This is a genomic window from Pseudoalteromonas sp. H103, assembly GCF_001469205.1.
Lineage (GTDB): Bacteria > Pseudomonadota > Gammaproteobacteria > Enterobacterales > Alteromonadaceae > Pseudoalteromonas > Pseudoalteromonas carrageenovora.
The window spans coordinates 692,339-718,604 of record NZ_LOFG01000001.1 but is presented as its reverse complement, the minus strand read 5'-3'; the positions used below and the strand labels follow the sequence as shown (position 1 = coordinate 718,604).

The window sequence follows — 26,266 nt, the reverse complement described above, 5'->3', positions numbered from 1 at the left end:
GTATCACCCACCACATATAAACACTTCAGAACATCTAAATAATTCCTACTATTAATTATAAAAATCCACTCGGGTAATTAAACCAATTGTAAGAAAAAGAAAGCATTGCCGCCCTTTACAAATAAATATCCTTTATTAAGTACTCTTGTTTAATATCTCTTAAACTTTACTGTTTAAAATCCATCTTGATATTTACCATGCTTACTCAATTTAAAATACTCATGCCCTAATAATACCAATCCGCAATAATACTTAATCATTTTTAGGGGCTAAACGTGTCACTATCTGCGTTAAAAAATTCTCATTTAGAACAACTAAATAGCGATTTTTTTGCCTTGCTATCAACACGCTTTTCCATCCTCAAAATAGATCACTTAATTATGCGGATTGGTATTATTTATAGCCAGCTAAATGTATGAATATAAATTAATCTTCTAATAACCTCGGCTAATAGTTAAATTCCCTTGTAAGCAGCTAAACTGTTGATTATAGTCTGTGTTAAATCTAATAACGTTTAAGCCAATGCCCACTAAGATCTATGCAAAAGCCAAAATACTGATAGTTGAAGAGCAACCATTAGCTCAAAGCTATATGAAACAGTCGTTAGAAAGGCTTGGCTTTCGGCAGCTGCGTTTTGCTGATCATGCAACTTCGGCAAAAGAACAGTGTTTGAGTGAACAATTTGATTTAATAGTGTGTTCGTTTAATTTAAGCAAACAACAAGATGGTTATCAGCTTTACGAAGAGCTGCGTGTTAAACAACTAATTAAAAACTCAACGGGTTTTATTTTTATATCTGCAGAAACCAGCGGGTCACTTGTCCATAGTGTTTTAGAGCTTCAGCCCGACGACTTTTTAGTAAAACCCTTCACCGTACAAGAACTTAAAACACGTATAGAACGAATTCTTAAACGTAAACATGACTTACAAACCGTCTATACGTTTATTGACGATGGTAACGATTCTAAAGCAGTAAAGTATATAGATTCTGCGCTTGATAAAAATAATAGTTACAGCCCTATATTGCTTCGCTTAAAAGGAGATGCCCTACTTCGCTTAAAAAGAAACGAAGAAGCAAAAGACTTTTTTAAATCAGTGCTTGATATACAAAAGTTTGCTTGGGCTAAAGTCGGTTTAGTAGAAGCATTAATTGCCAATAATGAGCATATACTAGCGCAGCGTATGTTAAAAACTATGCTGGAACGCCATGAAACACGCTTAGTTGCGCTCGACTTACTGGGGCGTTTAGAAATAAAACTTAGTCAATTTGAATTAGCACAGGAATTTTTAAGTCAAGCGGTTGATATCGCCCCTCGAAATATTTCCCGTCAGAAGTCGTTAAGTAATGTATCGTTGATTAATCACGACTACGAAAAGAGCTATTTAACGCAAAAAGAAATCGCCAGTTATGCAAAACATTCAATACACGACAACCCCGACATTTACCTAAATGCGGCTCGTGCAGGTATCGACTTTGCGTTAACGACTGATCAAACAGATCAAATTCAGCGTATTTCTCGTCAAACTAATAAATATATTAACGACTTAAAACAACAATTTCCTAATAACACTAATCAAGCACAAATTGATGTATTAAATGCTCGCCTACATTATTTAAAAGATGAACATCAAAAAGCTAAAAAACTAATAGAGCAACTTGATGAAGACGACTCACATATTCGCTCTGTAGATGGAGCTCTTGATAAAGCAAAAGCATTTCATGAGCTTGGTTTTCACCAAAAAGCACAAACTTTATTTACTCAAATTATTAGCCATTGCGAGCGCCACCCAACAGTAAGCGACACTACTTATCTGCGTTATATTCAACAACAGCAAAGTGAACGTAGAGATATTAAAATGGGCCCTAAAGAACTTAACAACCATGCGGTTAGTCAGTTCAACAAAGGTCAGTTAAATATGGCGTTAGAAGCGTTTACACAAGCATTTAGAGTTATGCCACGTAATCCTAGCATTGCGCTTAATTTATTACAGTGCTTGTTTGATTCAACCAAACAAAAAGGCGGCACTTTTAACCTGGCTATCGCCAAAAAATGCTACGCCCTTTTGAGTAAATCATCACTACCTACAGATCAGGCGCAAAGATTAGACAAAATCTTACTTATGGCCAAAGAAATGAAGCTCGATATTCAAAATCCAGACAAATAGGATTTTATAGCTTTTTCATTGCTGCAGCGTTTACGCAATAACGTAAACCAGTAGGCTGAGGCCCATCAGGAAATATGTGCCCTAAGTGCGCATCACACACATTACAAACCACTTCTACGCGCTGCATACCGTGGCTTGAATCACTCACGTACCCTATTGCCTCAATAGCGGCTGGTTGGGTAAACGAAGGCCAACCTGTACCGCTATCAAACTTTTCATCCGCGTCAAATAATAAGTTCTCACAACATACGCATGCATATTTGCCTGGCTCTAATAATGTGCAACTTTGAGAGCTATGTGGACGTTCAGTGCCTTTTTTACGAGTAACATAGTATTGGTCTTCACTAAGGAGCTCTCGCCATTGCTCGTCGCTTTTCACAACCTTTTTAGCGGGAGTTGGATTGCCATTGTTAGCAAAATTAATAACATCGTTCCATTTCAACATAACAGCCTCATAAATAATTAAATAGCATTAGGGTGTTAGCCTAATTAAGGTAGAGGTAAACTAAAGTAAATTAAAGCGTTTTAAATACACTATCACCCGCTTTGATTTATCCAAAATGTATTGTTTGCTTCTCAGATTCTGTGAGTATACGTTTAACAAATGCATCTAGCTCAGTACTTTGCGCCGGTAGGCTCACACTTAACTGACGATCATTACTGCTGTGTATTATTAGCTCATCACTTTTACTTTCAACACGTTCAATATTACTAATAACCAACCAATGCGGGCCGTGCTTTTTATCAAAAAAGCCTGTTAGGCTAAACAACATAAGATGCTGTGCGTCGCGTTGAATAAAATTATCTAATCGATTTCTCGCTTTAAATAACGCCGTTAACCTATAAAAACTAGAACAAAGTACAAAAAGCCACACACCAAATAAAAACTTAAACCACATGTACTCACTAAGATTAGTGCTTAACGCAAGCACTAAAAGCACCAAAGCGATAACCGACACCACCATCGCTATTTTTTTATTTACAGCGTCCATTTCAATCCTTTGTAATTAATTTTTTTTCTTCAGCTGCTTTTTCTGTGGGCTCAGGCCAATCGTTAAAAAACACGGTTAAATAACGACTCTTAGCCAAATACCACAGTACCCACAAAACAATAACCATTTGTACCGCTAAAAATAGCGAAAACCGATAATGACTATGAGCCGCCTGTATACTAAGCCACACTAAATCAATCACAGCGCACAAAATAAGTGGCCAGCGCATATGGCGCCATACTTTTGCTAATTTTTCACTCGCGCTGTGTGAATCTCTTGGCCGGCGCAAACAAAACAATACCGTAGGTACAATCGCAATGGCACCAATAGTAATAGCAATAAAAAAATCATTTTTGGTTTTAAAAAACAACGACATTAAATCAAGTTCTGGTCTGCGGCTAAGGGCCGCAATCACCCAAATAAAATATGAGCGCAGTAATACCAGCACACTTAAATGAAATGCAATGGGCGTACGGTAACTCCCGTATTTATCCCAGTACTCTGGTCCATATCGGCTCATTATTTTTATCCTAACCGTTATATTTTTCAAACAAGGCAATTAAATCTTCTTCGCTAAGTATTTCAATACCTAAATCCTGTGCTTTAGTAAGTTTTGAGCCTGCTTTTTCACCTGCCACTAAGGCATCTGTTTTAGCCGACACACTGCCGGCCACTTTTGCACCTAGTTGCTGTAAACGGGCTTTTGCGTCATTTCGATTTAATGTATTTAATGTCCCAGTAAGTACATACGTTAAATCAGCCAAAGGTTGCTCATCTTTTGATGGTGCACTAAGCGCAGGCCAATTAATACCTTGCTCTATCAACGCATTAACTACATCAACATTATGTTGCTCATCAAAAAAGCCACGAACATGAGTTGCTACAATAGCGCCTACATCACTTACTTGCGTTAAACTATCTATGCTGGCATTTGTTACATTTTCAAGGGTTAAAAAGTGATTAGCTAAGTTTTGTGCAGTTGCTTCACCTACTTCTCTAATGCCTAAAGAGTATAAAAATTTAGCAAGCGTAGTGGCTTTTGCATCCTCAAGCGCACCGACTAAATTTTTAGCCGATTTAGGACCCATACGTTCAAGCGATTCAAAATGGCCTTGTTTCAAAATAAACAAATCTGCGGGCGTTTTAACCAGCTCTCTATCGACCAATTGATCAACTATTTTATCGCCTAAGCCGTCAACATCTAGCGCTTTGCGTGAGGCAAAGTGCTTAATAGCCTGTTTGCGCTGTGCCGGGCATACAAGGCCCCCAGTACAACGGGCTACAGCTTCACCTTCCACTTTTTCTACGTGGGAGTCACAAATTGGGCACGTTTTAGGAAACTCAATATCGCGAGCACCGTCAGGGCGGCGCTCAAGCACTACTTGTGTAATTTGTGGAATTACATCGCCAGCACGGCGAATAATAACGGTATCCCCAACTTTTACACCTAAACGGGCAATTTCATCGCCATTATGAAGCGTCGCATTTGAGACCGTAACACCGCCAACAAATACAGGCTCTAACCGGGCAACCGGTGTTATTGCACCGGTACGGCCAACCTGAAACTCTACATCGAGTAATTGAGTAACCTCTTCTTGCGCCGGAAATTTATACGCAATAGCCCAGCGCGGAGCACGTGCTACAAACCCTAGGCGCTCTTGTAAGGCTTTTTCGTTTATTTTAATTACTACGCCATCAATTTCATATTTAAGCTCGCCACGGCGCGTTAAAATATCGCTATAATATTCAAGTGCCGCTTGAGTGCCTTCTACCAATTTAGTTTCTGGGCAAAGTGGTAATCCCCAATCGGTTAATTTAGCCAATTGCTGGTAATGATCCTCAGGGATGCTGCCATCGGCAACCAAACCTGTACTATAAGCATAAAACATCAACGGGCGTTTAGCGGTAATTTTTGAATCAAGCTGGCGCAAACTTCCAGCTGCGGCATTACGTGGATTTACAAACACTTTATCGCCGCGTTTTTGCGCTTCAGTATTTAATTTATCAAAGCCAGCACTATCCATAAATACTTCGCCGCGCACTTCAAGCTCTGCAGGATAATCGCCACGCAGCTTTAGTGGTACATTACGAATTGTTTTTACATTTTGGGTAATGTTTTCACCTGTAAATCCATCCCCTCGCGTTGCTGCTTGCACTAATACACCATCACGGTAAATAATAGAGACTGCTAGGCCATCTAGTTTTGGTTCACAGCAAAAAGTAAGCTCGCCTGTACTCATTAAACGCTCTTTTATACGGCGATTAAACGCACTGAACTCTTCTTCGCTAAAAGCATTATCGAGCGATAACATAGGCACTTGGTGAGCAACTTGTTCAAATTTACTCAAAGCTGCCCCGCCCACTTTTTGAGTTGGCGAATCGGGTGTTAAAAGTTCTGGGTGCTGGGTTTCAAGTGCACTGAGTTCGCGTAATAGCCTATCGTATTCAGCATCTGGGATACTTGGGGTATCAAGCACATAATAATTGTAGTTGTGCTGCTCTAAAGTACTACGAAGATGATTAACTTGCTCACTAATGCTGCTAGACATTTAAACCTCAAAAAACATAAAAAAAGCCACTTTTAGTTAAGTGGCTTAATAAAAAATAATGTATGCGTATTAATTACGCAGAAAATGCACGAACCTGCTCAACATATTGACGAACTCGGTCAACACTCATTTCTTCACGCTCGGCATCTAAAATTTGTGCGCCAAACTCATCAGCAATTTTTTTAGCCGCGCTGTGCAACATATTAAACGCTGCAAGCCCATCGCCTTCGCAAGGCAGAGTCATAAATAAGCTCACACCCGCTGTGCTAAATTGTTCCATATTGTCTATATCAAACGTGCCTGGGTTGTACATATTTACCAATCTGAATAACACTGGTCCTTGGCCTGCTGGGTCAATATGACGATTAAAAAAACCTTCTTCTGAATACTTAAAGCCTAAAGTGTTCACTGCTGGCAATAATTTACTGCCCTGCATAGTTAACCCTTCTGGCATTTGTATATGCACAATTACAAAGTCAGACATCTCAACTGGCGCAGTTTCTTCGCTTTGTGGCTGGGCTTCTGGCTCTTGCACAATTTCCAAATCATCTTCAATTGGAATTTCTGGAACACTTGTATCCATTTGTGGCTCATTAGCATCAAAGTTAAGCTCACCAAATTGGGGCTCATCGCGCTGGATAACTTCTGGCTCTTTTGGCTGTGCGGCCGGTGTATGAGATGGAGTCTCTTGCATTGGTTCTACCCGCTCGCTAGCAGGTACTTCTGGGCTGTCTTTTTTTCTAACTGACCATAAACCGTGTACTAATAAGCCACCTATGACAAATACACTGATCACGATTAAAACCCATCTTAGTTCTTCGGCCATCCCCTCACCTTTTATTATTTGATATGCCTAAACCTGTGCATTAGTAAAATACTAATACGCTTAAATTAAAATATTATGTGTGTGCAAGTTGCACTGCTTGTTCTATATCAACTGCTACCATTCGTGAAACGCCTGGCTCTGCCATAGTAACGCCAGTTAATCGCCCTGCCATTTCCATCGCAATTTTATTATGACTAATATAAATAAACTGCACTGATTGTGACATTTCTTCAACCAAACGGCAAAAACGAACCACATTGGCATCATCAAGCGGTGCATCTACCTCGTCCAGCATACAGAATGGAGCTGGATTGAGCCTGAATATAGAAAACACTAATGATAATGCGGTCAGCGCTTTTTCTCCACCACTTAACAAATGAATTGTTGAATTTTTCTTGCCGGGTGGTCGTGCCATTATACTAACACCACTTTCGAGTAAATCGTCACTGGTTAACTCTAAATATGCACTCCCACCACCAAATACTTTTGGAAATAGCTCTGCAAAGTCTTCGTTAACTTGATCAAAGGTCGCTTTAAAGCGTGTTTTTGTCTCAATATCTATTTTACGAATGGCACCTTCGAGAGTATTTAGCGCTTTGGTTAAATCATCTAATTGGTTATCTAGGTATTCACTACGCTGCTTTGCAAGGTCAAACTCTTCTATTGCAGCTAAATTTACGGCGCCTAATTTTTCAAGCTGATTAGTTATTCCCGTTAACTGGTTTTGCGCGGCACTTAAACTTAAAGAGTCAGGTAATGCTTCGAGTATGTGCTTTAAGTTTTGTTTTAGCTCGTCTAATGGCTCAAGCGCGGCTTGTGCTTTGATAAGTAAGCTTTGTTCTTCAATGGTGAGTTTTTGATGCTGCTCTTGTAAACCCACCAGCTCACCTTGTGAACTCTTAAGGCTCGCTTGCTTTGTATTTAAGCTTTCTTTAGCTTGAGCAAGTTTACTTTGAAGCGATATTAGCACCTGCTCACCTTGCTTGTGTTGCTCAAGCAAGCTTGTAATTTTATCTGTGAGTTCTTGCTCTGGAATGAGGAGCTCTTCTATTTCCTCAAGTAACTCTTTAGCACCTTCACTTGCACTTTTATGCTCTTGCTTTGCATGGTTAAGTTTAGTTTGGCTTAGTTGCCATTCACTTTGTATTTTTTGTTCGTATAAACTACTTTGATGCGCTTGCGTTTTATATTGCTCAAGCGTGGTTACAGCTTGGCTATACTGCGACTCACTTTGTATTCGAGCATTATTTGCATTTGCAAAATCATCAGTTAAATTAAGCTGCTGCTGTTTCATTACTTCAAGCACTTGCACTTGTTCATCGCACGTTTTTAATAACTGTGTGTGCTCAGTTGTTAATGTCAGCTTTTGCTGTTCAAGTTTTTCTAATTGTTGTAAGTGCTGAGCAACCTGCTCTTTAAGCATGTCGCTACGCGTTGTGGCTATGGCAATATTTTGTGCAAGTTGATGTATAGCCTCTTTAAGCTCGTTTAATTCATTACTTTGCTGTGTTTGCTGGGCTTTGTAATCGTCAAACTGCTGTTGTATGTTTTGCAGCGCTTGTTGTGAAGCATTTAATTGTATTGTTTTTTCTTTTAGCTGTTTATGCTTTAAAAGCTGAGAGTTATCGGCGTTTTTATCGGCACTAACATGCCAATTTCGAGCATGAAGCGCACCTGTTCTATCCATCACCGCAATATAAAAATCATCTCTTAGCAATGTTAAATCTGCGACTTCGCTATAAGCAATGCGTGTGAGTAAATCAGGGTAAACGCCCTTATTAACAAATGCAGCTAAGCTGTTTTTTGGCGCAGCTTTATTACTTTGCCAAACACTGTTATTACTTTGCTGTTTAGTTACATGTAAATGCTCAAGTGATTGCAAGGCTTGTTCAATTACGTGCTCAAACCCTTCTTTAACTACTAATTGTTTAAATAAATTTTGGCTCTGAGCATTTTTATCTTCAAGTCCAAGGCTACTCGTCAAACCAGCTATACTGGCTTTTAGCTCGTTAAGGTGCTGTAAGTTATCTTCAAGCTGCTTTTGTGCTTGCTCAACTAAATTATTCTGCTCTGCAAGTTCAGCACTGCAATGCGACTGCGTAGTTTGCTTACTGGCAAGTTCTTGAGTGAGGGCTTGGCGCCTTTGTGTTTGCTCAACTAGCTGCTGCTCTATATCGCTACTTTTAAGTTCATTAATTTGCTGTTGTACTTGGCTTAGCTGATTACTTACATGCTCACGTGCTTGAACGCTTTGATTAATCGTACTTTGCTGCAATTGCGCTTTGCTATTATGTTCAAGCTGCTGCTCATTTAAAGCTTGCCACACACGCGTAGTTTGCAGCTTTTCATCAGCTAATAACTCTAATGTTTGAGTCAACTCATCAACTTGTTCCGTGCACATTAAGCTTTGCTCTGTGGCGTCTTGCAAGGTAATTTCGAGTTGTTCACATACACTTTGCTGCTGTAATTTGAGCTCTAAGCTTTGCGATTGACGTAGCTCTAGCTTTACACGATTTTGTTTAAGCGTTTGTGTTTGTTGTTTAATATTTATTTGTTGCTGCTCAGCACGGGTCAACTCTGTGTGAGTAACGTGTTGCTGATGCTGCGCGTCGCTTAATTTATCTTGTTGTGCTTGAACTTGCCCCTCTAGGCTTGCAAGTACGTCATCGTGCCCTGAGTGCGCCGTTTTAAAAAACGTTATTTGCTCATTCAGCTCTTTAATTAGTGTGCTTTTTTCGAGCTGTTGTTGATGCAGCTTTTGCCATTTTAAAACAGCAATTTGACCTTTTAAAGTGCGCTCTTGCGCCTTGAGCTCTCGGTATTTTTTAGCATCAACTGATTGCACAGCAAGTTTATCAAGCTGAGTTTGCAGCTCTTTGCGCACATCAAGTAATCGCTCTAGGTTTTCGCGGGTACTTTTAATACGTGTTTGGGTTTCGCGGCGGCGCTCTTTGTATTTAGACACACCGGCGGCTTCTTCTAAAAATACCCGCAGCTCTTGCGGTTTACTTTCTATTAAGCGCGAGATCATCCCTTGCTCAATAATCGCGTAGCTACGCGGCCCAAGCCCTGTGCCTAAAAATATATCGGTAATATCGCGCTTACGACATTTGCTACCGTTTAAAAAATACAGCGATTGCCCGTCACGAGTTACTAAGCGTTTAATTGCAATTTGATTACGATCGGTAAAAGTATTGGGTGTATCACCTTGGGTATTATCAAAAATCAGCTCTACAGAGGCTTGCGAGATAGGTTTACGATTAGTTGAGCCATTAAAAATAACATCGGTCATGGCATCGCCACGTAAGTTTTTAGCAGAGCTTTCACCAAGCACCCATCGCACTGCATCAATAACGTTAGATTTGCCGCAGCCATTAGGGCCAACAACACACGTCATTTGATCAGGGAATGGAATTTTAGTGGGCTCTACAAACGATTTAAAGCCCGCTAATTTGATAGTGCTTAAGCGCATCTTATTGTTATTACCGATTATTATTGTTATTAATTATAAACAATTTAACTCATAAACAGTTAAAAAGTTAAGCTTGGCGTTTAAAGTTATCTAAAATAATACCGGTGGCCATTGCCACATTAAGTGACTCTGCACCGCCAAAAGCAGGTATGGTTATTTTGTCGCTCACTAATTTTGCACACTGCTCGCGTATTCCATGCGATTCACTGCCCATAAGCAAAACACCCTCACCACTGAATTGTGTCTTATGCACACTTTTCCCATCTAAAAACGCGCCATATATTGGCAAGTTTAAAGTTTGTAAATATTCAGGTAATTCAACTTGGCTTACAGATACTCTTACAAACGAGCCCATAGTGGCACTAATCGTTTTAGGGTTGTAAGCATCGGCGCTGTCGGTACTCGTTACAATATGTTTAATCCCATACCAATCAGCAACTCTAATAATAGTGCCTAAATTGCCCGGATCTGATACGCCATCAAGAGCAAGAATTAACCCATTATTTTTTGGAAGCTCTGCATTTGGCATATTAACAATAGCAATTGCGGCATTGTTACTTACCAGCGTACTTACTTTGGTGAGTTGCTCTTCTTGTGCTTCAATTAATTGTGTGTGGGGATATTGGCTTTGATGAGCATTTATAAACGCCTGCGTAGCAAATATATCAACCGCTTTTAATGGGCTGTTTAACAACTCAAGTACGTTTTTTTCACCTTGTACAAGGTATTGATTATATTGCTTTCGGTACTTTTTTTGGCCAAGTTGGCGAATAAGTTTGAGTTGGTTTTTTGAAATCATAACAGCCCCATAAATTTATCCCCGAAGTATAACAGATTTAACAAACACATCTGAACTTCAAAAACGAGAAAACGCTGATTAAGCCTCCGCTATTTTTTTAGCGCTTCGCTCAAAGGTAAGGTTAATACGCATAAACATGCCTTTTATTGCCTCTACTTGGCTTGTTTCGCCTGAGACATCGACTAGTTCTGCGTATAAAGCGTCTGATTTGCTTTTAAACTCATCGCTACTTTTACCTTTTGTTGCCAATAAAAAAGCATCGGCAAGGGCATGTTGCCAACTAATAAGTTGCTTTAAGTCTTTGCCAGCAAGCTGTGTACAAATAGACTGCAAGCGAATAGATGCGTGTCCTATGTTTAAAGCGGTTAACGCTAAGTCAGTGATCGCACGCGTATGAGAGCCTTGATCGTAATTAGTCAAACGCAGTAAACGATCTGACATTCTGCGGTTATACCAAATAGCAGGCATGCGCTGTTGATGGATATGTAATAAGTCTTGATGCGTTGTTTTAAACACTCGGTGAATAAGTAAACGTACACTCGGTCCAGTAATTAAGTGAAACACCCAATACAAAATACTCACACCCGCAAAAATAGCCATTGCTGCGCTTAAAGTATAATCGATAGAAAACGCCAAACTCATATCAGTACTTGGCCGAACTAAAATAGTAAACGGAATACAAAACCCTAAACCATACGGCAGTGTCGCTCTATCTGCCAGTAGCAGTAAACCTAAAAAGTAAGGCCCCGCTAGTACCAAAATTAAAATCTCTAGCTGCCCACCACTTTGTGAAAGTAAATTAAGCGCATAAAAAACAGTGACGAATGAGGCAACAGCAATACCTATTAATAAGCGCTTTAAAACGACCTTTAACATGGCAAGAGGTATGCGCGCCAACATGATTGAAAAAATAACTGGTAAAATCATAATCATTAATGCAGCTGATGAGCCTGTACTTACCCAAACAAATGCACCAATAATAAATACTAAGCTAGTTCTAAGTCCTACAAACATTCCCGCTAAAGGATCACGATAGGTCAGCATGCTAGGGGCATTTAATAGGCTTTGGTCTCGCTCTTCTAGTGCTTTATATGCTTTGAGTAATATGGTTAACTCAGAGGCAATTTCTAGGGCTAGCGACAACATATGCGATTCAAATGGGGAGTCGGTTTGATTATTTGCCTTAAGCGCTGTTAAGCGTTTTCTATAGGCCTTTACCTCATCTGCGCAATATTGAAAACTGTCTGATTTGGCAATATTGCATAAAACATCACTCATATTATGCATAAGCGTTGTTAAATCGGGTGTGATCAACTCAGTATGACTTCGCTGCAAGCGACCAAAGATTTGAATTAGCGCAAGTAAAGAGAGTACTTTTTGAGAAACTTGGTTTGCAGCACGAGCGCGTCCGGGTCCTTTGGGACCTTCGTACCTTACCGCGCTTGAATCCTCATTTATAGCGCCAAGAGTTGCCATTATTGTATCTATTTTTTGATGACGTTTTTCGTGTGTGCCTTTTTCATCTATTTCGGTCATTAAGTAATTTAATGTTTGGTTAATAACAGCGCGTGCTTGTACCTGCAAAGTCTCTTTTACCTTAACAGGCCAAAATAAATGACTCACTAAACCTGCACATAACGACCCCACTACTATTTCGCTCATTCGAGATTGTGCTATATCAAAAACGGCTTGGCTACTTACTGTTGCTGGATTGGCCATCACTAAAAGTACAATAATTTCAGCTGTCACTGCTGCCATAGCAAACGCATAGATAAAATTGGTTTGTCGCACCATTGCCGAAAGCGCTGAATTTAACCCTAGCCATAATGCTAAAGTACTCAAAGCAAGGTATGGATAAGGCATAAGTTGTGTAAGCAAAAATATGCCAAATAAGCCACCTACAATAGTGCCTATTATTTGGCAAATTGCTTTTTCTATGACTAAACCGCTTTCTGGGCGTAGCTGTAAAAATATGGCTGAAACTAACGCCCAATAAGGCCTATCGAGGTTAAGGTACATAGCAACACTTAACGACATTGCCATAGCAATAACGCCTTTTGTTGCAAAAGTAATGGCCTGCTTATTAGGAAAAAACAAATTCCTCAATACATCACCCAAGGTGTTCTCCTTAATGCGTATTGAGGTGAATTGTGGCGGTCATTCCAGCGCTAAGACGAACCTTTTCAGGTATCGAGTCTAATTTAATATCAACCGGAATACGCTGCGATAAACGCACCCAATTAAATGTTTGCTGCACCACAGGTAATAACTGCGTATTACTTTGTGTGTTCGTATTAGCGATAGCTTTACCCACACTAATTACGTGACCAGTTAGAGCATCACCGCCACTTAACAGTGATATTTTAGCTTTTTGATTATCGTGTATTAAAGGGATTTTAGTTTCTTCAAAATAGCCTGTAACGTAAAACGAGTCCGACTTAACAATTGCAAAGACTGATGAGCCTTGTGCTACGTAATTACCTTGACGTAAGTTTAAATTAATAATTTGCCCACTCACCGGTGCATACGCTTTTGTTCTATCAAAATTTAACTGTGCTATTGCTTGCTCAGTTTTTGCAAGCTCGTAATTAGCTTTGGCTATTTTTGAATTAATGCGTGTAGACTCAAGGCCTTCTTCGCTAATGGCTTGTTGGGTATTTAAGCCTTTTCTACGTTGTAATTTATGCTTTGCCAATTCCCATGTGTATAGGGCATTTTCGGTATTTGCTTTACTTTTATCAAGCGCGGCTTGATAACGTTTATTATCAACACTAAAAAGTAAGTCACCTTTTTTAATGGTTTGCCCATCTTTAATATTTAACTCAGTCACCCACCCAGATACATCGGGCGAAACAATCACTATTTCGGCCCTTATACGGCCATCACGCGTCCATGGTGTATGCATATAATCAGTCCATACCCAGCGCCCAGCAAATACAGCGGCTATAACAACTATAACGGTTAAAAGTATACGTAGATATTTTGTCATCTAATTTATCTTCCACTGAGTAAGTAAACGGTTAGGGCCAAATAACAAATAAATAAAGACACTTCAAACCAAGCGACCTTCCATATACGGTCGTGCCAATCTAAGCGATGCAATACAAACCGTGTAATAGCCGTTAAAACAAATGCTATAGGAAAATAAACAACCAAAGGACTAAACTCTACCCCGCCTAAAACAACAGCTTGCAACATAATAAAAATCCATAGGTGTTTTGAAATGGTTAAAAATAGCGCGTGATATAAATAACTGCCTAATTATAATACTTTGCTCTTAATCTAAAATTAATATCGACACAATTTTAAACCTGATACTTTTACTTATAGCCTTTTAATCAGTTACTTGCAAAAGGCTGGCGCTATTATAAATATTGAGTTTTGCACCAAATTTAGGTAAATTAACAAAAAAACAACATGGATATAATTTTAATGGAATCAATACACCCTACTCCCCCAGAAGCAAACCCACCAGCAAACGAGCCAGCCCCCCCTATTTTTAGCGGTAAAGTACAGTTTAGCGGCAAAGGCGGTGAGTTTTTTGGTATTTGGATAGTCAATATTTTACTCAGTGTACTTACTTTAGGTATTTACTCTGCATGGGCAAAGGTGCGCACAATGCGTTACTTTTATGGCCACACTCGCATAGACGGACACAGCTTTGACTACCTAGCAACACCCATGCAAATTTTAAAAGGCCGTATTTTAGCGGTTATCGTATTTTTAATTTACACCTTTGGGAGCAGCTTTTTCCCTATTATAGGCTTACTCTTTGCGGTTGCTTTTATCTTTTTAATGCCGTGGGTTATTAACCAAGGCCTGCGCTTTAATATGCGTATGACCCGTCATCGTAATGTGCGTTTTTCGTTTAAAGGCAATTACGGCGAAGCCTTTGTTAACTTTATACTGTTACCTGTAGCCAGTATTTTTACGCTTTATTTATTGATGCCTTATGTTTTAAAACGTATCGACAGTTACATACATAGCAATATTAGTTACGGCGATACGCCATTAACAGTTAACCTAAAAGGTGAAACATACTACTTAACAGCGCTTATTTGTTTTGTGGTGAGCTCTATCACTATGGTGATTTTTATGGCTATTTTAGGCTTGTTTGGGCTTGATTTGCTCAATGTAGAAAATCAACAAAACATGCAAGACCCTGCAGCCATGACACTCATGTTTGGTGCACTAATGGTCGCTTACGTATTTATGATTGCGATAGTAACCGCTGTGTGGGCTGCGGCTATTCGTAATCATATTTTTGATAACAGCCAATTTGAAGACGTAGCGTCATTTAAATCACAGCTTAAGCCTATTCCTTTTGCCATATTACTATTAACCAATATGCTGGCCATTGTGTTCTCCTTAGGACTTGCATACCCGTGGACCAAAGTGCGTACATCTAGAATGCTTGCCGAGGTTACAACCGTTAATATTTACCCAAGTGCACTAAATTTAGTAGATACTGCGCAGCAAGAGCAGTCATCGTTTGCTGAAGAAGCAGCCAATGTATTTGATATCGATTTATCGCTAACCTAAGAGCTTACTATGCACGTACAGGGACATTACTTCCCCAAAGCATCAAGTAATTATCAACAAGGTGTCGCTAATATTCGCGACACCTTGGTTGAAATTAGCCACGATGACCAGCTTATTTCAAGCTATGCAATAAGCGATATAACACTCACCTCTGGCCTTGCCGGGCTTGCTGATGAACTGCGTTTTGATGATGGTAGCCGCTTCATTCCAAGTGATGTAAATTATCGCTGGCCTTTTAAAGCCGATAAGCACGACCTACTAGAGCGCCTTGAAAAAAGTAAATGGGCTATTTTAGCTGCCATTATTTTTACACCGCTGTTTATGTGGCTAATGCTTTATAAAGTAGTACCAGCGATTGCTGTTTACAGTGTTGATACCCTGCCGCGCAGTGTAGTAGAGCAAATGGGTGAGCAAAGTTTTACCTTAATTGAAAAGCTAGCGCTTGATGAAAGTGAGCTGCCTATTGATCAGCAAGCTAAAGTACAGCAACACTTTAATACCATGCTTAATGAACTCTCGCTCGAGCCATCGGTTTATAGATTATCGTTTTATAAATCAGAGAGCTTTGGCGCTAATGCGTTTGCAATGCCCCATGGGCGTATTGTAGTCACTGATGAATTAGCTAATTTACTTGCAGACAAACCAGACGCGTTAAAAGCCGTGTTACTGCACGAAATTGGCCATGTTGTTCACCAACATAGTGTACGTATGACTGCCCAATCGGCAGCCAGTACCATTGTGCTTGCGGTTATATTTGGCGATTTAGAAGGTATAGCAGAAGTAGCTCTTGGCACTGGGGCTACGTTTGCGCAGCAGGGTTTTTCGCGTGATATGGAGCGTGAGGCAGATAGCTATGCCCTCATTCAACTTGAGCATTTAGGTTATTCAAGTAATGATTTTGCCGATGCCATACAAGCCCTAAAAAGCGCGCATACGAGCGAAAACGAGCATATTGAAAAGGTAAATAATTTACTCGAATATTTATCAAGCCACCCAAGTGCACAAGAGCGGATTGATAATGCCAGAAAGTAACACGTTTTATATACAAATTGCTCGCTATATTGTAGGGCTGAGTTGGATATACCATGGCTTTTTTCCAAAGCTATATCATATTGCACCGCTTGAAAAATTGATGACAGGCAGTGCAGGTTTTTCAGCACAAGTGTCTGACTTGATTACACGTTCAGCGGGTGTTGGCGAAATTATATTTGGCGTGTGTTTATTAGTATTTTATAAAAATAAGCACATCGTGATCTTAAATATATTAGCGCTTGTAGGGCTTTTGTTAGCGGTTGTAGTAATGCAGCCACCATCACTCATTGAAGCATTTAACCCAGTAACTACTAACCTGCCGCTTATTGGGCTAAGCGTTATTTGGTTAAAAGAAATTAATCAACATCTCTAAAATAAAAGAGGTATGCCAGTGCATACCTTTTTAGTAGGACTTAACTTATAACGTTAATACTTATTTTTATGTGTCCACAAATGCAATAACTCGCTCGCAATGGTTGCTGCGGCAATAGCGGTAAGCTCGCTTTGGTCGTACGACGGTGATACCTCTACCACATCCATACCCACCATATTTATGCCTTTTAGCGCGCGCAGTATTTTAAGCACTTTATCTGACGTTAAACCACCGCACACGGGAGTGCCTGTACCTGGTGCAAATGCAGGGTCTAAACAATCTATATCAAACGTTAGGTAAACGGGTAAGTTGCCTACTCGCTCACGTATTTGCCCTGCAATGTCATTGGCATGCAAGTCGTTAGCTTGCATTGCATCAATCACTGCAAACTCATGCTTTGATTGGTCAAAGTCGGTGCGAATACCAATTTGTATACTGTGCTCTACATCAATCAGCCCTTCCATAGGCGCATGATAAAACATAGTGCCGTGATCAAAACGAGAGCCATTGCTGTATGTATCGGTGTGCGCATCAAAATGAACCAGTGCCATTTTGCCATGTATCTTTGCATGTGCCCGCAATAGCGGAAGCGTTACAAAGTGATCGCCACCAAGGCCTAACAGCGTTGCACCTTGGCGAAGTATTTGCTCTGCGGCCATTTCTAGCTGTGCAGTAAAATACTCAGGATCGCCTACCGGGTAAGTAAAGTCCCCTGCATCTGCAACCGTTAAACGCTCAAACAAAGGAAATGTCCACGGGTATTTAGTGCCTTCCCAGGCTAAATGTACCGACGCTCTGCGAATGGCATCTGGCCCTAAGCGAGCACCGGGACGGCCCGATGTTGCTAAATCAAACGGTAAGCCTAGTACAACGACATCTGCATCAATGGCATTAATATTTTGCACCATAGGACGACGTAAAAACGTCATCCCGTTTGAATACAATGAGTGGTCAACATGACCAAACAAGCTAGACATTGCTTATAACTCTTCTAAATAAGTGTAGCCATTAAGGCCGTTTTGCAACTCGTCTAAAACGCTTTGCTGTTCATTTTTATCTATTTTTGCAGACACTAACTGCGCGTACGACTGCTGAAAGCTCTCAACATCTAAATGCACATAGCGCATCATATCGGCCACCGTATCGCCTTGATTTATTTCGCTAATACTGGCAACGCCTTGCTCATCCATATTGATAATGGCGCTGTGTGTATCGCCAAATAAATTGTGCATATCACCTAAAATTTCTTGGTACGCACCCACTAAGAAAAAGCCCATTAGGTAGGGTTTATCGGCACTGTACTCAGGCACGGGCAATGTGCTTTCAATGCCTTGGCCATCAACATAGTGCTCGAGTGCGCCGTCTGAATCACAGGTTATATCAAGTAATACAGCGCGTTTTTTTGGTGCTTCGGTTAAGCCACTTAATGGCAATACCGGAAACACTTGATCAATCCCCCACGCATCAGGCAATGATTGAAAAAGCGAAAAGTTTACAAAAAACTTATCAGCTAAACGCGCGTTCAACTCGTCAATAATTGGGCGATGAAAACGATTTTTGTTATCCATGTGTTTGTTAAGCTCATAACAAATACGTAAGTTAACTTGCTCTGCCCACGCACGCTGCGTTAAATCTAAAAGCCCAAGTGCAAACTGGTTATGCGCCTCTGCTAGGTCGCCTTGGCTATCGTGATAAATTTCAATCAGTGCGCGGTCATCCGTTAAATCTGTTAGCTGCACAAACGAGGCCCACATATTATTTAATAAAAGCGGTGCATCTGTTGCAGGCGCTTTTAGCTGTTCTGGTATGTAGCTTTCTGTGCCTATCACGTTTGAGATAAGTACAGCATGGTGCGCCGTTAGTGCACGCCCCGACTCAGAAATAATAGTCGGCATTGGTTGCTCATACTGCTTACAAGTATCGCCTATGGTGTACACAATGTTATTTGCATACTCAGCTAAGCTGTAGTTCATTGAGTTATGAGATTGACTGCGCGTACCATCGTAATCAATAGCTAAACCGCCCCCAACATCTAAGCACTCAATGCTTGCACCTAATTTGCGTAGCTCACAATAAAAGCGCGCGGCCTCGCTTACACCTAAACGCACATCGCGTATGTTTGCCATTTGCGAGCCTAAGTGAAAATGCACAAGTTGCATTAAATCAAGCTGGCCTGCGTCTTTTAAACGGTTCACTACATGCAGTACTTGTGACGCTGATAAACCAAATTTAGATTTTTCGCCGCCACTTGCTTGCCACTTACCTTTGCCTTGCGATGCTAAACGTACACGAATACCAATACGTGGTTTAACATTTAACGCTTTTGCTTGGCTAAGCACCATGTCGAGCTCAGAAAGCTTTTCTAGCACTATGTAAACTTTGTGGCCTAGCTTTTCGCCAATAAGCGCTAAACGCACATATTCTTTGTCTTTGTAGCCATTACATACAATCACTGCACTGGTTTTTTCTGCCATTGCCAAAACAGTTAAAAGCTCTGGTTTGCTGCCTGCCTCTAGGCCTAATTGTTTTTTTTCTAATTCAGCTTGGCTTGCTACTATTTCTTCAACTACTTCGCGTTGTTGGTTTACTTTAATTGGGTAAACTAATAAGTAATCTTTTGGGTAACCATAGTTTTCAATCGCGGTATTAAACGCGCCACATAAACTGTGCACACGATGATGTAAAATTTGTGGAAAGCGCACTAAAGCCGGTAAGCTTAAGCCTTTTTCTTGAAGTTGTTTTGCGATATCTGTTAATGCAATAGTTTGCTCTGGGGCGTGAGCCTTTGGCGCAACATACACATCACCTTGATCATTAATACCAAAAAAACCTTGGCTCCAATGACGAACATTGTAACTCGTGCGAGCTTGTTCTAGTGATGTTGTCTCTTTCATTTATCTTTCTCTTTTATTTAATGAATGCCGGTTCGGCCAAGTGCGCGCATTAAAAGAAAAATAGACTTTTAAGTCCAACAAGTATTTTTACTCGTAACGAGTGATTTTTAGCATTGATAAAAGCTTTAGTCATTTCAAGCTGTTTTACTATGGTTATAACTAGTTAAGCACAGTAATTTAATTAAAAAGTACAACTGTACTTTTTTCAGATAAAATAGAACAACTGTACTTATTTGGCATAATTATGAAGCAAATTTATTTTAATCAGAGTAAACCACCCAGGTTTGCTAAAGTCACTAAAGCGGCAACATTTGGTTTAACTAAAACGTTCCCAAAATTGAGTGCTCGCCTTGCCATAAAGGTGTTTTGTAACCCGCATAGCAGGCGCCAATACGACTTTAGAACCGATATTCAACCAATAAATATTAAGCTTAATACTCAATTAGGTGCTATTAATTTGTATTACTTTAGCCAAGAGGGAAACAGTAAAACGGTGTTTCTTTCTCACGGCTGGGCAGATAGCACAAACCGCTTTACTGCATTAATAAATGAACTGGTAGAAAAAGGCTTTAATGTGTATTCAATCGATCACATTGGCCATGGTTATTCACACGGTAAAGTTTCTCATTTATACGGTTACATGCAGGGCTTAACCGCTGCATTTAATTATTTTGATGAGCAAAATATACTTATAGACAGAGTCGTTACTCACTCTATGGGCGGCGTTGCTTTATTAAATTTAGATAGCTCATTTTTAAAGAACAAAAAAATAGTGATGATTTCTGCCCCAGCGCAAATTTTTGAAGCTATGTTTGAAAAAGTAAAACAAGTAGGCATTTCTGAGCTTATGTTAGAAAATATGCTTAACAAGGTATCTGAGCAATACGGTATTAATTGGCAACACCTTCACCCAGATAACTCTAAGCATAAAATTAATGAGCATATGCTTTTCATCCATGATAAAAATGACTCTGTTGCTAACTTTGAAGCTATAAAACAGTTAACAGATAACACGCCTGCTACACTTATTGCCACTGAGAAACTTGGCCACGTTAGAATTTTAAAAAGCCAATATGTGTACGATCAAATAACAACGTTCATGAGCTAAAAATGAAAAAAAGTGAGAGCACTAAGCTATATATTTTACAAAAAGGAATGGCCTTTGCGGCTACATACGGCTTATACAGTATATCCATTGGTAAAATAGCAGCCGCGGCAAATATGTCCCGTACGGGAGTGATCTCACATTTTGCTAATAAAGAAGATATGCAAGTTGCTATATTAGCCTTCACAGAGGAAGAATTTAAAAAACAAGTTGTTGAACCATCTATTGATAAAGATGCATTAGTGCACTTGAATAACTTTCAGCAAAAATGGTTACAATGGCTAAGTTTTTTAGAAAAGTGCTGCCCTGATCAGCATACAAGTTGCCCACTAATTAAGGCCTCTATTGAATTCAAAACAGACCCAAATTGTTTAGTAAGGCAATTTATGCAAGATCAGCAAGCCAGAATGATTAACTACCTCACTAAACTTGCAGTTAACTGCCAAGAGCAAGGCTATTTTAGTAACGATAAAGAGCCAAGTATTTTTGCTTATGAGTTTTACGGTTTATACACAGGGCATGTTGTGCAAACAAGCTTAATAAATAACCCTACGCTTGCGCATACTTATGAAAAAGTGGTGAGTGGTTTAATTACTCGATATATGTGTAATACCAATCGGCATAAATCTTTGATCAATTTAACGAATTAAATTGCACTATAACGTCGTTAAAAATTTTTTATTTAGAACAACTAGCTACAAAAATTTTTGCCTAGGTCTAGCGTAATTTTCTTAACATTAAATAGACCTCATATATAAGCAAATTGGTATAAGTAAAAATTAATCTGATCTGTTTATGCGCTCTTAGGAGCAAAAATAATAATAGCCATACCCAGTAAGGCAACTGCTGCGCCCACTACATCCCATACTGTAAGCTTTACGCCATCAACTACCCATAACCAGAGCAATGCCACGCAGACATAAACACCGCCATACGCGGCATAAACACGCCCCGCTGCCACAGGGTGTAAAGTTAGCAACCAAGCAAATAATGCCAAACTGATTGCAGCTGGTATCAAAAGTAATATGGATTTATCTTCTTTGAGCCACAGGTAGGGTAAATAACAGCCAATAATTTCAGCAAGAGCAGTAATAATAAATAGCGCGATAGTTTTTACTTCAAACATAAAACCTCACGTAATTTAAATAAGAGAACATAGCAAAACTAAGTAACCAAAAAAGTTACTTAGCTATATAGCCCTAAATAGGCGTATTAAATCTCTTAACCACTATTTAGATTAAACAGATCACTCAGCTAAGGCCACTTCGGCCAACTTCATTGTACTTTCGAACGACTTAGTACCAGCAATAAATAAACCGTTATGACAAAATACAGCGTCATCTAAGCCTGTTTCAACTTGAAACTCTTCATCAGATAAACCAGCCCACGCTTTAGGGAGTGACTTTCTATCTTCAAATGAGCCAGGCTCAACCGGCACAGTTTGTAATATCCACTGCCCTGAATGAGACGGATAAACCATGAATAATGCGTCACTTGATAAAATATGGACTGTTTTTTTCCATGGAGTATATTTTTCAAGTACGATGACTCTAGCATCTTCGGCATTTTCAATTGCTTTGGCAACAATTGCTTTTGCATTTACACTACCATGGGCTGAGGCAATAAAACGTGTTAGTAAACGTGCTGCAAAATCGACGGCTTCATTAAAGCACTCATCAAAGTTGCCTTCTTCTTCCCATGTTGGGTTAAACATAGAAAGCGTTTGGCTAAGGGTTATCCCCTCAACAACACCTTTAACATAGCCACAATCTATAGCATCAATGTTAGAAACTAAACCAGAGTCGACTCTATCAGCCACGGCTTGGTTATTATCACACAGTGCTAAACCGTATTTTTTCCAAATTAAGCCAAATGACGAATACGGTGTACCGTTTTCACGCTCGCCCGCACCACCACGTTGGTGATGATCAAACCGGTCTGTATCTGGGTTATATTCACCGCCTACATCAACAACAATATCAGCACTTTCTATCAATGCTTTATCGCGAGTACGTACCAGTTTAAAAGAAGGTAAAACATGTTTTAGTACTGCAATACTAAACACATCGTCTGCATGAAAATTGCCGCTGTGGGTTACTACTGTTATTTCGCTCATTTGCTTATTGCTACTTTTAAAAAGATAAAAATTCTCGCTTTGTGTATTACCAATAATTTACAAGGCAGATTTTATACGAAGACAAGAGTTAAAAACAGTGAAGTATTTTTACAAATAGATATAAGCTATTCATATAGGGGTAGGACGTTTATTGCTAAGCAACAATAAAAGATGAAAGTGCACGGCATATTTTGTATATGCCGCGGGTTTATAGGCTCTTATTGATTAAGCCCTAATTCCATAAATACACTTTGCGGATTATCGACATATGAGCCAAAGCTACCGCAACGTTTAAAGCCTAAATTTTCATATAAATTGATTGATTGAGTTTGTTTAGGGCCTGTTTCTAAACGAATTAGTGGTATTTGTTTCTCGCCCGCCTGATGCAATAAAATTTGCATAATACGTCTTGATAGCCCTTTACCACGGTGGCTTGGTTTTACATATAAGCGCCTAATTTCACCATAAGGTTGGGTATCAAACTTTTCGACAATAGCACCGCAGGCAATAATACCTTCATCGGTTTTTAAGCCTATTGCATATACATTGGGTAAAGTTAACTCTTCTAACTCAAGAGACTGCGCTGTTGCAACAGGGTATAAAGAATTTATAAGTCGGTCTATATCGTCAAATACGTTAACTACATCGGGATCACTTGGATTCAAATCGACTAACTGCATAAAGCTTCCATTCATTGTTATAAGTTTATTAAGCTTTAAATAAAATATTTAAGCGAACGTAGCTTAGCATTGTTTAACTGAAAAATCTTTACTCCTTATCGCCCATATCATGTTCCATATCTCAGCTATAAAACTAAAAATAAATAGGCAATACCTATTACGAAATTAAACTATGAACATCACTTTTATCATTATGCCATTTTAAATAGTGTGCTTTAGGCATCGGTTTTGCAATTAAATAACCTTGGATTGAATCAATATTCATTTTGCTAAGTACTTCGTATTGCGCTGCTGTTTCGACGCCTTCGGCAACGACAACTAAATTTAGGCTTTTACCTAAACTAATTATGGTTTGCGCTATGCTAAACCCTTTAGCCTGATCCAATATTTTATCGATGAAACTTTTATCAATTTTTAACTCTTTTACCGGAAATGCGCTTAAGTATGTTAAGCACGAATAACCAGTACCAAAATCATCAATAGAAAATACAAAACCTGCCGAAATTAGCTCTTTCATTTGCACTATTGTGTGTTCTATATCACTTGAAAGCATAGATTCTGTTATTTCTAATTTAATTTGAGATGCTTCAACACCAAACTCTTTAATAGTGCTAAACAACTCTTTTTTTAAGTTAGAAGAGTTAAATTGGCTTTGGCTAATATTTATTGAAACACTAAACGAATTATCGATTGTATTAGTACTTTTAAGCTCATTAATTAACTTACAAATATCGCGCAGAACGACATTTTGTAGACTTTGAATAAGGCCGTATTGCTCTGCTATAGGGATAAATTCGTTTGGTGCTATTAACCCTTTTTTAGGATGATTCCACCTAATAAGTGCCTCAGCACCAACAACCTTACCTAATTGATTAACTTGCGGCTGAAAATAAGCACAAAACTCGTTAGACGCAATAGCCCTTACTATATCGGTTTCAAGCTCGGTTTGTTTTTCAAGCAGTGTTTGCAAGGCTGGGTCGTAAAAGCTGCTACTATTGCCGCCTTTATTTTTAGAGCGATACATAGCAGTATCGGCAAATTTTAAAATATTATCCGTTTGTGCGTTTACGCTATCAATAAGGCAAATACCAATGCTACAACTTACTTGAAAAGCAAGTTCGCCTATTTCAAATTTTTCATGAAATACGCTTTGAATTTTTGTAGCGAGTACTTTGCATTCATGACTCGCTTGCTGCGTATTTTTGCCCACGTGCTCTAATAAAATTATAAACTCATCGCCACCCGCTCTGGCTAATGTATCTGAGCTTTTAATTATTGTATTTAACCTTTTTGATAACTCTACAAGTACTTCATCGCCTGCGCTGTGCCCAAGTGAATCATTAATTCGTTTAAAGTTATCTAGATCTAAAAATAATAAAGCACCAATGTCATTACCTTGCTTAATACTCTCAACACATAGGCTTAATTTATCACTAAGCAAACGCCTATTTGGTAAATTTGTTAGTGGGTCATAAAAAGCAAGTTTATGCACTTCTTGCTCTGCTTTTTTTCTGATTGATATATCTCTTGCCATCCACACTACATGCCGCTGTGATGGATTGTCTGTGTGATAATCATCTAAAGCAGCAGCTCTGCCTTCAAATACGACCTTTCCCTTAGGAACATCTAATTCGTATTCAAAAATTTGCATTTCGTTAGTAGCGAGCGTTTTTTTAATAACTGCCATAATCATTTGAGCGTCTTTTATAGGCAATAAATTATTAACATTTTGTCCAATAAGGTCGCTTGTAGACTCTAGTAATAACTCATTAGATGTACCGTATATATCAGTATAAACACCTTCCTCACTTAATATTAAAATAAGATCGGGCATCACTTTAGTAAAAGCTTTAAATTTTTCATTACTTTGCTGCAAGCTAGCAAAGAGTTGCTTAGTTTTTTTTAGCTCGTTATTTTTTTCAAGCGCAATACTTGAAAAGTGAACAAAAAAGTCAATTAGCTCTAAGTCAACCTTGGTAGGAGCTTTAGGCCTTCCATGATAGATAGCGAAAGTCCCAAGCAATTCCCCATGAGTAGAGAATATTGGCGTTGACCAACATGATCGTAAATCGAAACGTAAGGCAAGATCTTTATAATTGTCCCAAAGTGGAGAAATTTCGATATCTTCCACAATTGTACGTAATTTTGTAAATGCTGCAGTTCCACAAGAGCCGACATTATCTCCTATATACACTCCATTTATTAAATCACAATACTCTTGTGGGATCGTAGGAGCTGCACAGTGAAACAGTTGGTTACCTTGTCGCGATAAAATAGAACACATTGCCGTTTCATCATCGATTATTTCTTCAATCGCTAAACAAATCTCGGTCAGTACTTCACTTAAAGGTGCCCCTAGCGCAATTTTTGATAATATTACTTGTTGGTGAGATAAAAGCTTTTTTAGCCGAGCTACATTCATATTTAACCTTCAGACCTTTCTTTGTGCACATTGAAACAACAAAACTCTCCAAAAGACGCTTTCTCTTAAATAATATAGTTCAGTATGGTTATGATATTTAAGTTTATTATTTAATTTGAGAAAACTTACTAAATCTATACCCGCTAAATAACATTGCATATTTTTAAACACTTGTCATCGTTATGTAAACATAAGTTACATCACAGAGCCTAACACTTTGTTACTTAAAAGTGCTGTTCAAATTTATTAAGCTATTTATACTGCTGATAATGGTAAAAAATTTATGAGGTTATAGTGC

22 protein-coding genes are annotated in these 26,266 nt (G+C 39.1%); 6 read left to right on the top strand and 16 right to left on the bottom strand.

Annotated elements, in window-relative coordinates; translation table 11 throughout:
• The first annotated feature begins 522 nt into the window (after positions 1-522).
• Positions 523-2,166, top strand: coding sequence for a tetratricopeptide repeat-containing response regulator (locus ATS74_RS03280; protein WP_058547493.1), 1,644 nt, complete (start codon positions 523-525; stop codon positions 2,164-2,166).
• A gap of 4 nt (positions 2,167-2,170) precedes the next feature.
• On the opposite strand, the gene msrB is transcribed toward ATS74_RS03280, so the two are convergent.
• The 10 genes from msrB to ATS74_RS03230 all read right to left on the bottom strand — a co-directional run bounded on the left by msrB (position 2,171) and on the right by ATS74_RS03230 (position 14,002).
• Positions 2,171-2,611: a peptide-methionine (R)-S-oxide reductase MsrB gene (msrB, locus tag ATS74_RS03275; RefSeq protein ID WP_058547492.1), complete on the bottom strand. Its 441-nt coding sequence runs from the start codon at positions 2,609-2,611 to the stop codon at positions 2,171-2,173.
• 106 nt (positions 2,612-2,717) lie between these two features.
• Positions 2,718-3,158, bottom strand: coding sequence for a hypothetical protein (locus ATS74_RS03270; RefSeq protein WP_058547491.1), 441 nt, complete (start codon positions 3,156-3,158; stop codon positions 2,718-2,720).
• A gap of 1 nt (position 3,159) precedes the next feature.
• Positions 3,160-3,678 carry a DUF2919 domain-containing protein gene (locus ATS74_RS03265; protein ID WP_058547490.1) on the bottom strand — a complete coding sequence of 173 codons (519 nt, stop codon included), beginning with the start codon at positions 3,676-3,678 and terminating at the stop codon, positions 3,160-3,162.
• Positions 3,679-3,688: 10 nt separating this feature from the next.
• The gene (gene ligA, locus ATS74_RS03260) at positions 3,689-5,707 is read right to left on the bottom strand and encodes an NAD-dependent DNA ligase LigA (protein WP_058547489.1); all 2,019 of its coding nucleotides are present in this window, start codon (positions 5,705-5,707) and stop codon (positions 3,689-3,691) included.
• A 73-nt stretch (positions 5,708-5,780) separates the two neighbouring features.
• Positions 5,781-6,533, bottom strand: a complete 753-nt coding sequence (zipA, locus tag ATS74_RS03255) for a cell division protein ZipA (RefSeq protein WP_058547488.1) — start codon at positions 6,531-6,533, stop codon at positions 5,781-5,783.
• 73 nt (positions 6,534-6,606) lie between these two features.
• On the bottom strand, positions 6,607-10,005 hold the full coding sequence (locus tag ATS74_RS03250; protein WP_058547487.1) for a chromosome segregation SMC family protein: 3,399 nt from the start codon (positions 10,003-10,005) through the stop codon (positions 6,607-6,609).
• 67 nt (positions 10,006-10,072) lie between these two features.
• Positions 10,073-10,804, bottom strand: a complete 732-nt coding sequence (locus tag ATS74_RS03245; RefSeq protein ID WP_058547486.1) for an RNA methyltransferase — start codon at positions 10,802-10,804, stop codon at positions 10,073-10,075.
• A gap of 78 nt (positions 10,805-10,882) precedes the next feature.
• Entirely contained in the window at positions 10,883-12,922 is a 2,040-nt protein-coding gene (locus ATS74_RS03240) for an FUSC family protein (protein WP_058547485.1), read from the bottom strand.
• 10 nt (positions 12,923-12,932) lie between these two features.
• A complete protein-coding gene (locus ATS74_RS03235; RefSeq protein WP_058547484.1) occupies positions 12,933-13,793 on the bottom strand; it encodes an efflux RND transporter periplasmic adaptor subunit in 861 nt (286 codons plus the stop codon).
• Positions 13,794-13,798: 5 nt separating this feature from the next.
• Positions 13,799-14,002 (bottom strand): DUF1656 domain-containing protein, encoded by a 204-nt coding sequence (locus ATS74_RS03230; RefSeq protein ID WP_058547483.1) that lies wholly within the window; start codon positions 14,000-14,002, stop codon positions 13,799-13,801.
• Positions 14,003-14,236: 234 nt separating this feature from the next.
• Here ATS74_RS03230 and ATS74_RS03225 point away from each other — a divergent pair, with 234 nt between their 5' ends.
• Genes ATS74_RS03225 through ATS74_RS03215 form a run of 3 tightly spaced genes read left to right on the top strand, consistent with a single transcriptional unit; the run spans position 14,237 to position 16,751 of the window.
• Positions 14,237-15,346 carry a YjgN family protein gene (locus ATS74_RS03225; protein WP_058547533.1) on the top strand — a complete coding sequence of 370 codons (1,110 nt, stop codon included), beginning with the start codon at positions 14,237-14,239 and terminating at the stop codon, positions 15,344-15,346.
• A gap of 9 nt (positions 15,347-15,355) precedes the next feature.
• Entirely contained in the window at positions 15,356-16,378 is a 1,023-nt protein-coding gene (locus tag ATS74_RS03220; protein ID WP_058547482.1) for a M48 family metallopeptidase, read from the top strand.
• Positions 16,365-16,751, top strand: coding sequence for a DoxX-like family protein (locus ATS74_RS03215; protein WP_058547481.1), 387 nt, complete (start codon positions 16,365-16,367; stop codon positions 16,749-16,751). The genes ATS74_RS03220 and ATS74_RS03215 overlap by 14 nt, the downstream gene beginning before the upstream one ends.
• A 53-nt stretch (positions 16,752-16,804) precedes the next feature.
• On the opposite strand, the gene speB is transcribed toward ATS74_RS03215, so the two are convergent.
• Positions 16,805-17,728: an agmatinase gene (speB, locus tag ATS74_RS03210; RefSeq protein ID WP_058547480.1), complete on the bottom strand. Its 924-nt coding sequence runs from the start codon at positions 17,726-17,728 to the stop codon at positions 16,805-16,807.
• 3 nt (positions 17,729-17,731) lie between these two features.
• Positions 17,732-19,645 carry a biosynthetic arginine decarboxylase gene (gene speA / locus ATS74_RS03205; RefSeq protein WP_058547479.1) on the bottom strand — a complete coding sequence of 638 codons (1,914 nt, stop codon included), beginning with the start codon at positions 19,643-19,645 and terminating at the stop codon, positions 17,732-17,734.
• Positions 19,646-19,889: 244 nt separating this feature from the next.
• Between speA and ATS74_RS03200 the strand changes: the two genes are divergently transcribed.
• Positions 19,890-20,753 carry an alpha/beta hydrolase gene (locus ATS74_RS03200; RefSeq protein WP_058547478.1) on the top strand — a complete coding sequence of 288 codons (864 nt, stop codon included), beginning with the start codon at positions 19,890-19,892 and terminating at the stop codon, positions 20,751-20,753.
• A 2-nt stretch (positions 20,754-20,755) separates the two neighbouring features.
• Entirely contained in the window at positions 20,756-21,400 is a 645-nt protein-coding gene (locus ATS74_RS03195; RefSeq protein ID WP_058547477.1) for a TetR/AcrR family transcriptional regulator, read from the top strand.
• A 143-nt stretch (positions 21,401-21,543) separates the two neighbouring features.
• Here ATS74_RS03195 and ATS74_RS03190 read toward each other — a convergent pair whose 3' ends face one another.
• The 4 genes from ATS74_RS03190 to ATS74_RS03175 all read right to left on the bottom strand — a co-directional run bounded on the left by ATS74_RS03190 (position 21,544) and on the right by ATS74_RS03175 (position 25,968).
• Positions 21,544-21,876 (bottom strand): YnfA family protein, encoded by a 333-nt coding sequence (locus tag ATS74_RS03190; RefSeq protein ID WP_058547476.1) that lies wholly within the window; start codon positions 21,874-21,876, stop codon positions 21,544-21,546.
• Between the two features lie 120 nt (positions 21,877-21,996).
• The gene (locus ATS74_RS03185; RefSeq protein ID WP_058547475.1) at positions 21,997-22,866 is read right to left on the bottom strand and encodes an MYG1 family protein; all 870 of its coding nucleotides are present in this window, start codon (positions 22,864-22,866) and stop codon (positions 21,997-21,999) included.
• 218 nt (positions 22,867-23,084) lie between these two features.
• Positions 23,085-23,546, bottom strand: a complete 462-nt coding sequence (locus ATS74_RS03180) for a GNAT family N-acetyltransferase (protein ID WP_058547474.1) — start codon at positions 23,544-23,546, stop codon at positions 23,085-23,087.
• 157 nt (positions 23,547-23,703) lie between these two features.
• Entirely contained in the window at positions 23,704-25,968 is a 2,265-nt protein-coding gene (locus ATS74_RS03175; RefSeq protein ID WP_058547473.1) for a sensor domain-containing phosphodiesterase, read from the bottom strand.
• Positions 25,969-26,266 lie beyond the last annotated feature (298 nt).

Bases quoted from the DNA above. Each gene is read 5' to 3' on its own strand.
- ATS74_RS03180 (WP_058547474.1), bottom strand. From the start codon at position 23,546: ATGCAGTTAGTCGATTTGAATCCAAGTGATCCCGATGTAGTTAACGTA.
- speB (WP_058547480.1), bottom strand. From the start codon at position 17,728: ATGTCTAGCTTGTTTGGTCATGTTGACCACTCATTGTATTCAAACGGG.
- ATS74_RS03230 (WP_058547483.1), bottom strand. From the start codon at position 14,002: ATGTTGCAAGCTGTTGTTTTAGGCGGGGTAGAGTTTAGTCCTTTGGTT.
- ATS74_RS03175 (WP_058547473.1), bottom strand. From the start codon at position 25,968: ATGAATGTAGCTCGGCTAAAAAAGCTTTTATCTCACCAACAAGTAATA.
- ATS74_RS03185 (WP_058547475.1), bottom strand. From the start codon at position 22,866: ATGAGCGAAATAACAGTAGTAACCCACAGCGGCAATTTTCATGCAGAC.
- zipA (WP_058547488.1), bottom strand. From the start codon at position 6,533: ATGGCCGAAGAACTAAGATGGGTTTTAATCGTGATCAGTGTATTTGTC.
- ATS74_RS03220 (WP_058547482.1), top strand. From the start codon at position 15,356: ATGCACGTACAGGGACATTACTTCCCCAAAGCATCAAGTAATTATCAA.
- ATS74_RS03235 (WP_058547484.1), bottom strand. From the start codon at position 13,793: ATGACAAAATATCTACGTATACTTTTAACCGTTATAGTTGTTATAGCC.
- ATS74_RS03190 (WP_058547476.1), bottom strand. From the start codon at position 21,876: ATGTTTGAAGTAAAAACTATCGCGCTATTTATTATTACTGCTCTTGCT.
- ATS74_RS03265 (WP_058547490.1), bottom strand. From the start codon at position 3,678: ATGAGCCGATATGGACCAGAGTACTGGGATAAATACGGGAGTTACCGT.
- ligA (WP_058547489.1), bottom strand. From the start codon at position 5,707: ATGTCTAGCAGCATTAGTGAGCAAGTTAATCATCTTCGTAGTACTTTA.
- ATS74_RS03270 (WP_058547491.1), bottom strand. From the start codon at position 3,158: ATGGACGCTGTAAATAAAAAAATAGCGATGGTGGTGTCGGTTATCGCT.
- ATS74_RS03225 (WP_058547533.1), top strand. From the start codon at position 14,237: ATGGAATCAATACACCCTACTCCCCCAGAAGCAAACCCACCAGCAAAC.
- ATS74_RS03195 (WP_058547477.1), top strand. From the start codon at position 20,756: ATGAAAAAAAGTGAGAGCACTAAGCTATATATTTTACAAAAAGGAATG.
- ATS74_RS03280 (WP_058547493.1), top strand. From the start codon at position 523: ATGCCCACTAAGATCTATGCAAAAGCCAAAATACTGATAGTTGAAGAG.
- speA (WP_058547479.1), bottom strand. From the start codon at position 19,645: ATGAAAGAGACAACATCACTAGAACAAGCTCGCACGAGTTACAATGTT.
- msrB (WP_058547492.1), bottom strand. From the start codon at position 2,611: ATGTTGAAATGGAACGATGTTATTAATTTTGCTAACAATGGCAATCCA.
- ATS74_RS03215 (WP_058547481.1), top strand. From the start codon at position 16,365: ATGCCAGAAAGTAACACGTTTTATATACAAATTGCTCGCTATATTGTA.
- ATS74_RS03245 (WP_058547486.1), bottom strand. From the start codon at position 10,804: ATGATTTCAAAAAACCAACTCAAACTTATTCGCCAACTTGGCCAAAAA.
- ATS74_RS03200 (WP_058547478.1), top strand. From the start codon at position 19,890: ATGAAGCAAATTTATTTTAATCAGAGTAAACCACCCAGGTTTGCTAAA.
- ATS74_RS03250 (WP_058547487.1), bottom strand. From the start codon at position 10,005: ATGCGCTTAAGCACTATCAAATTAGCGGGCTTTAAATCGTTTGTAGAG.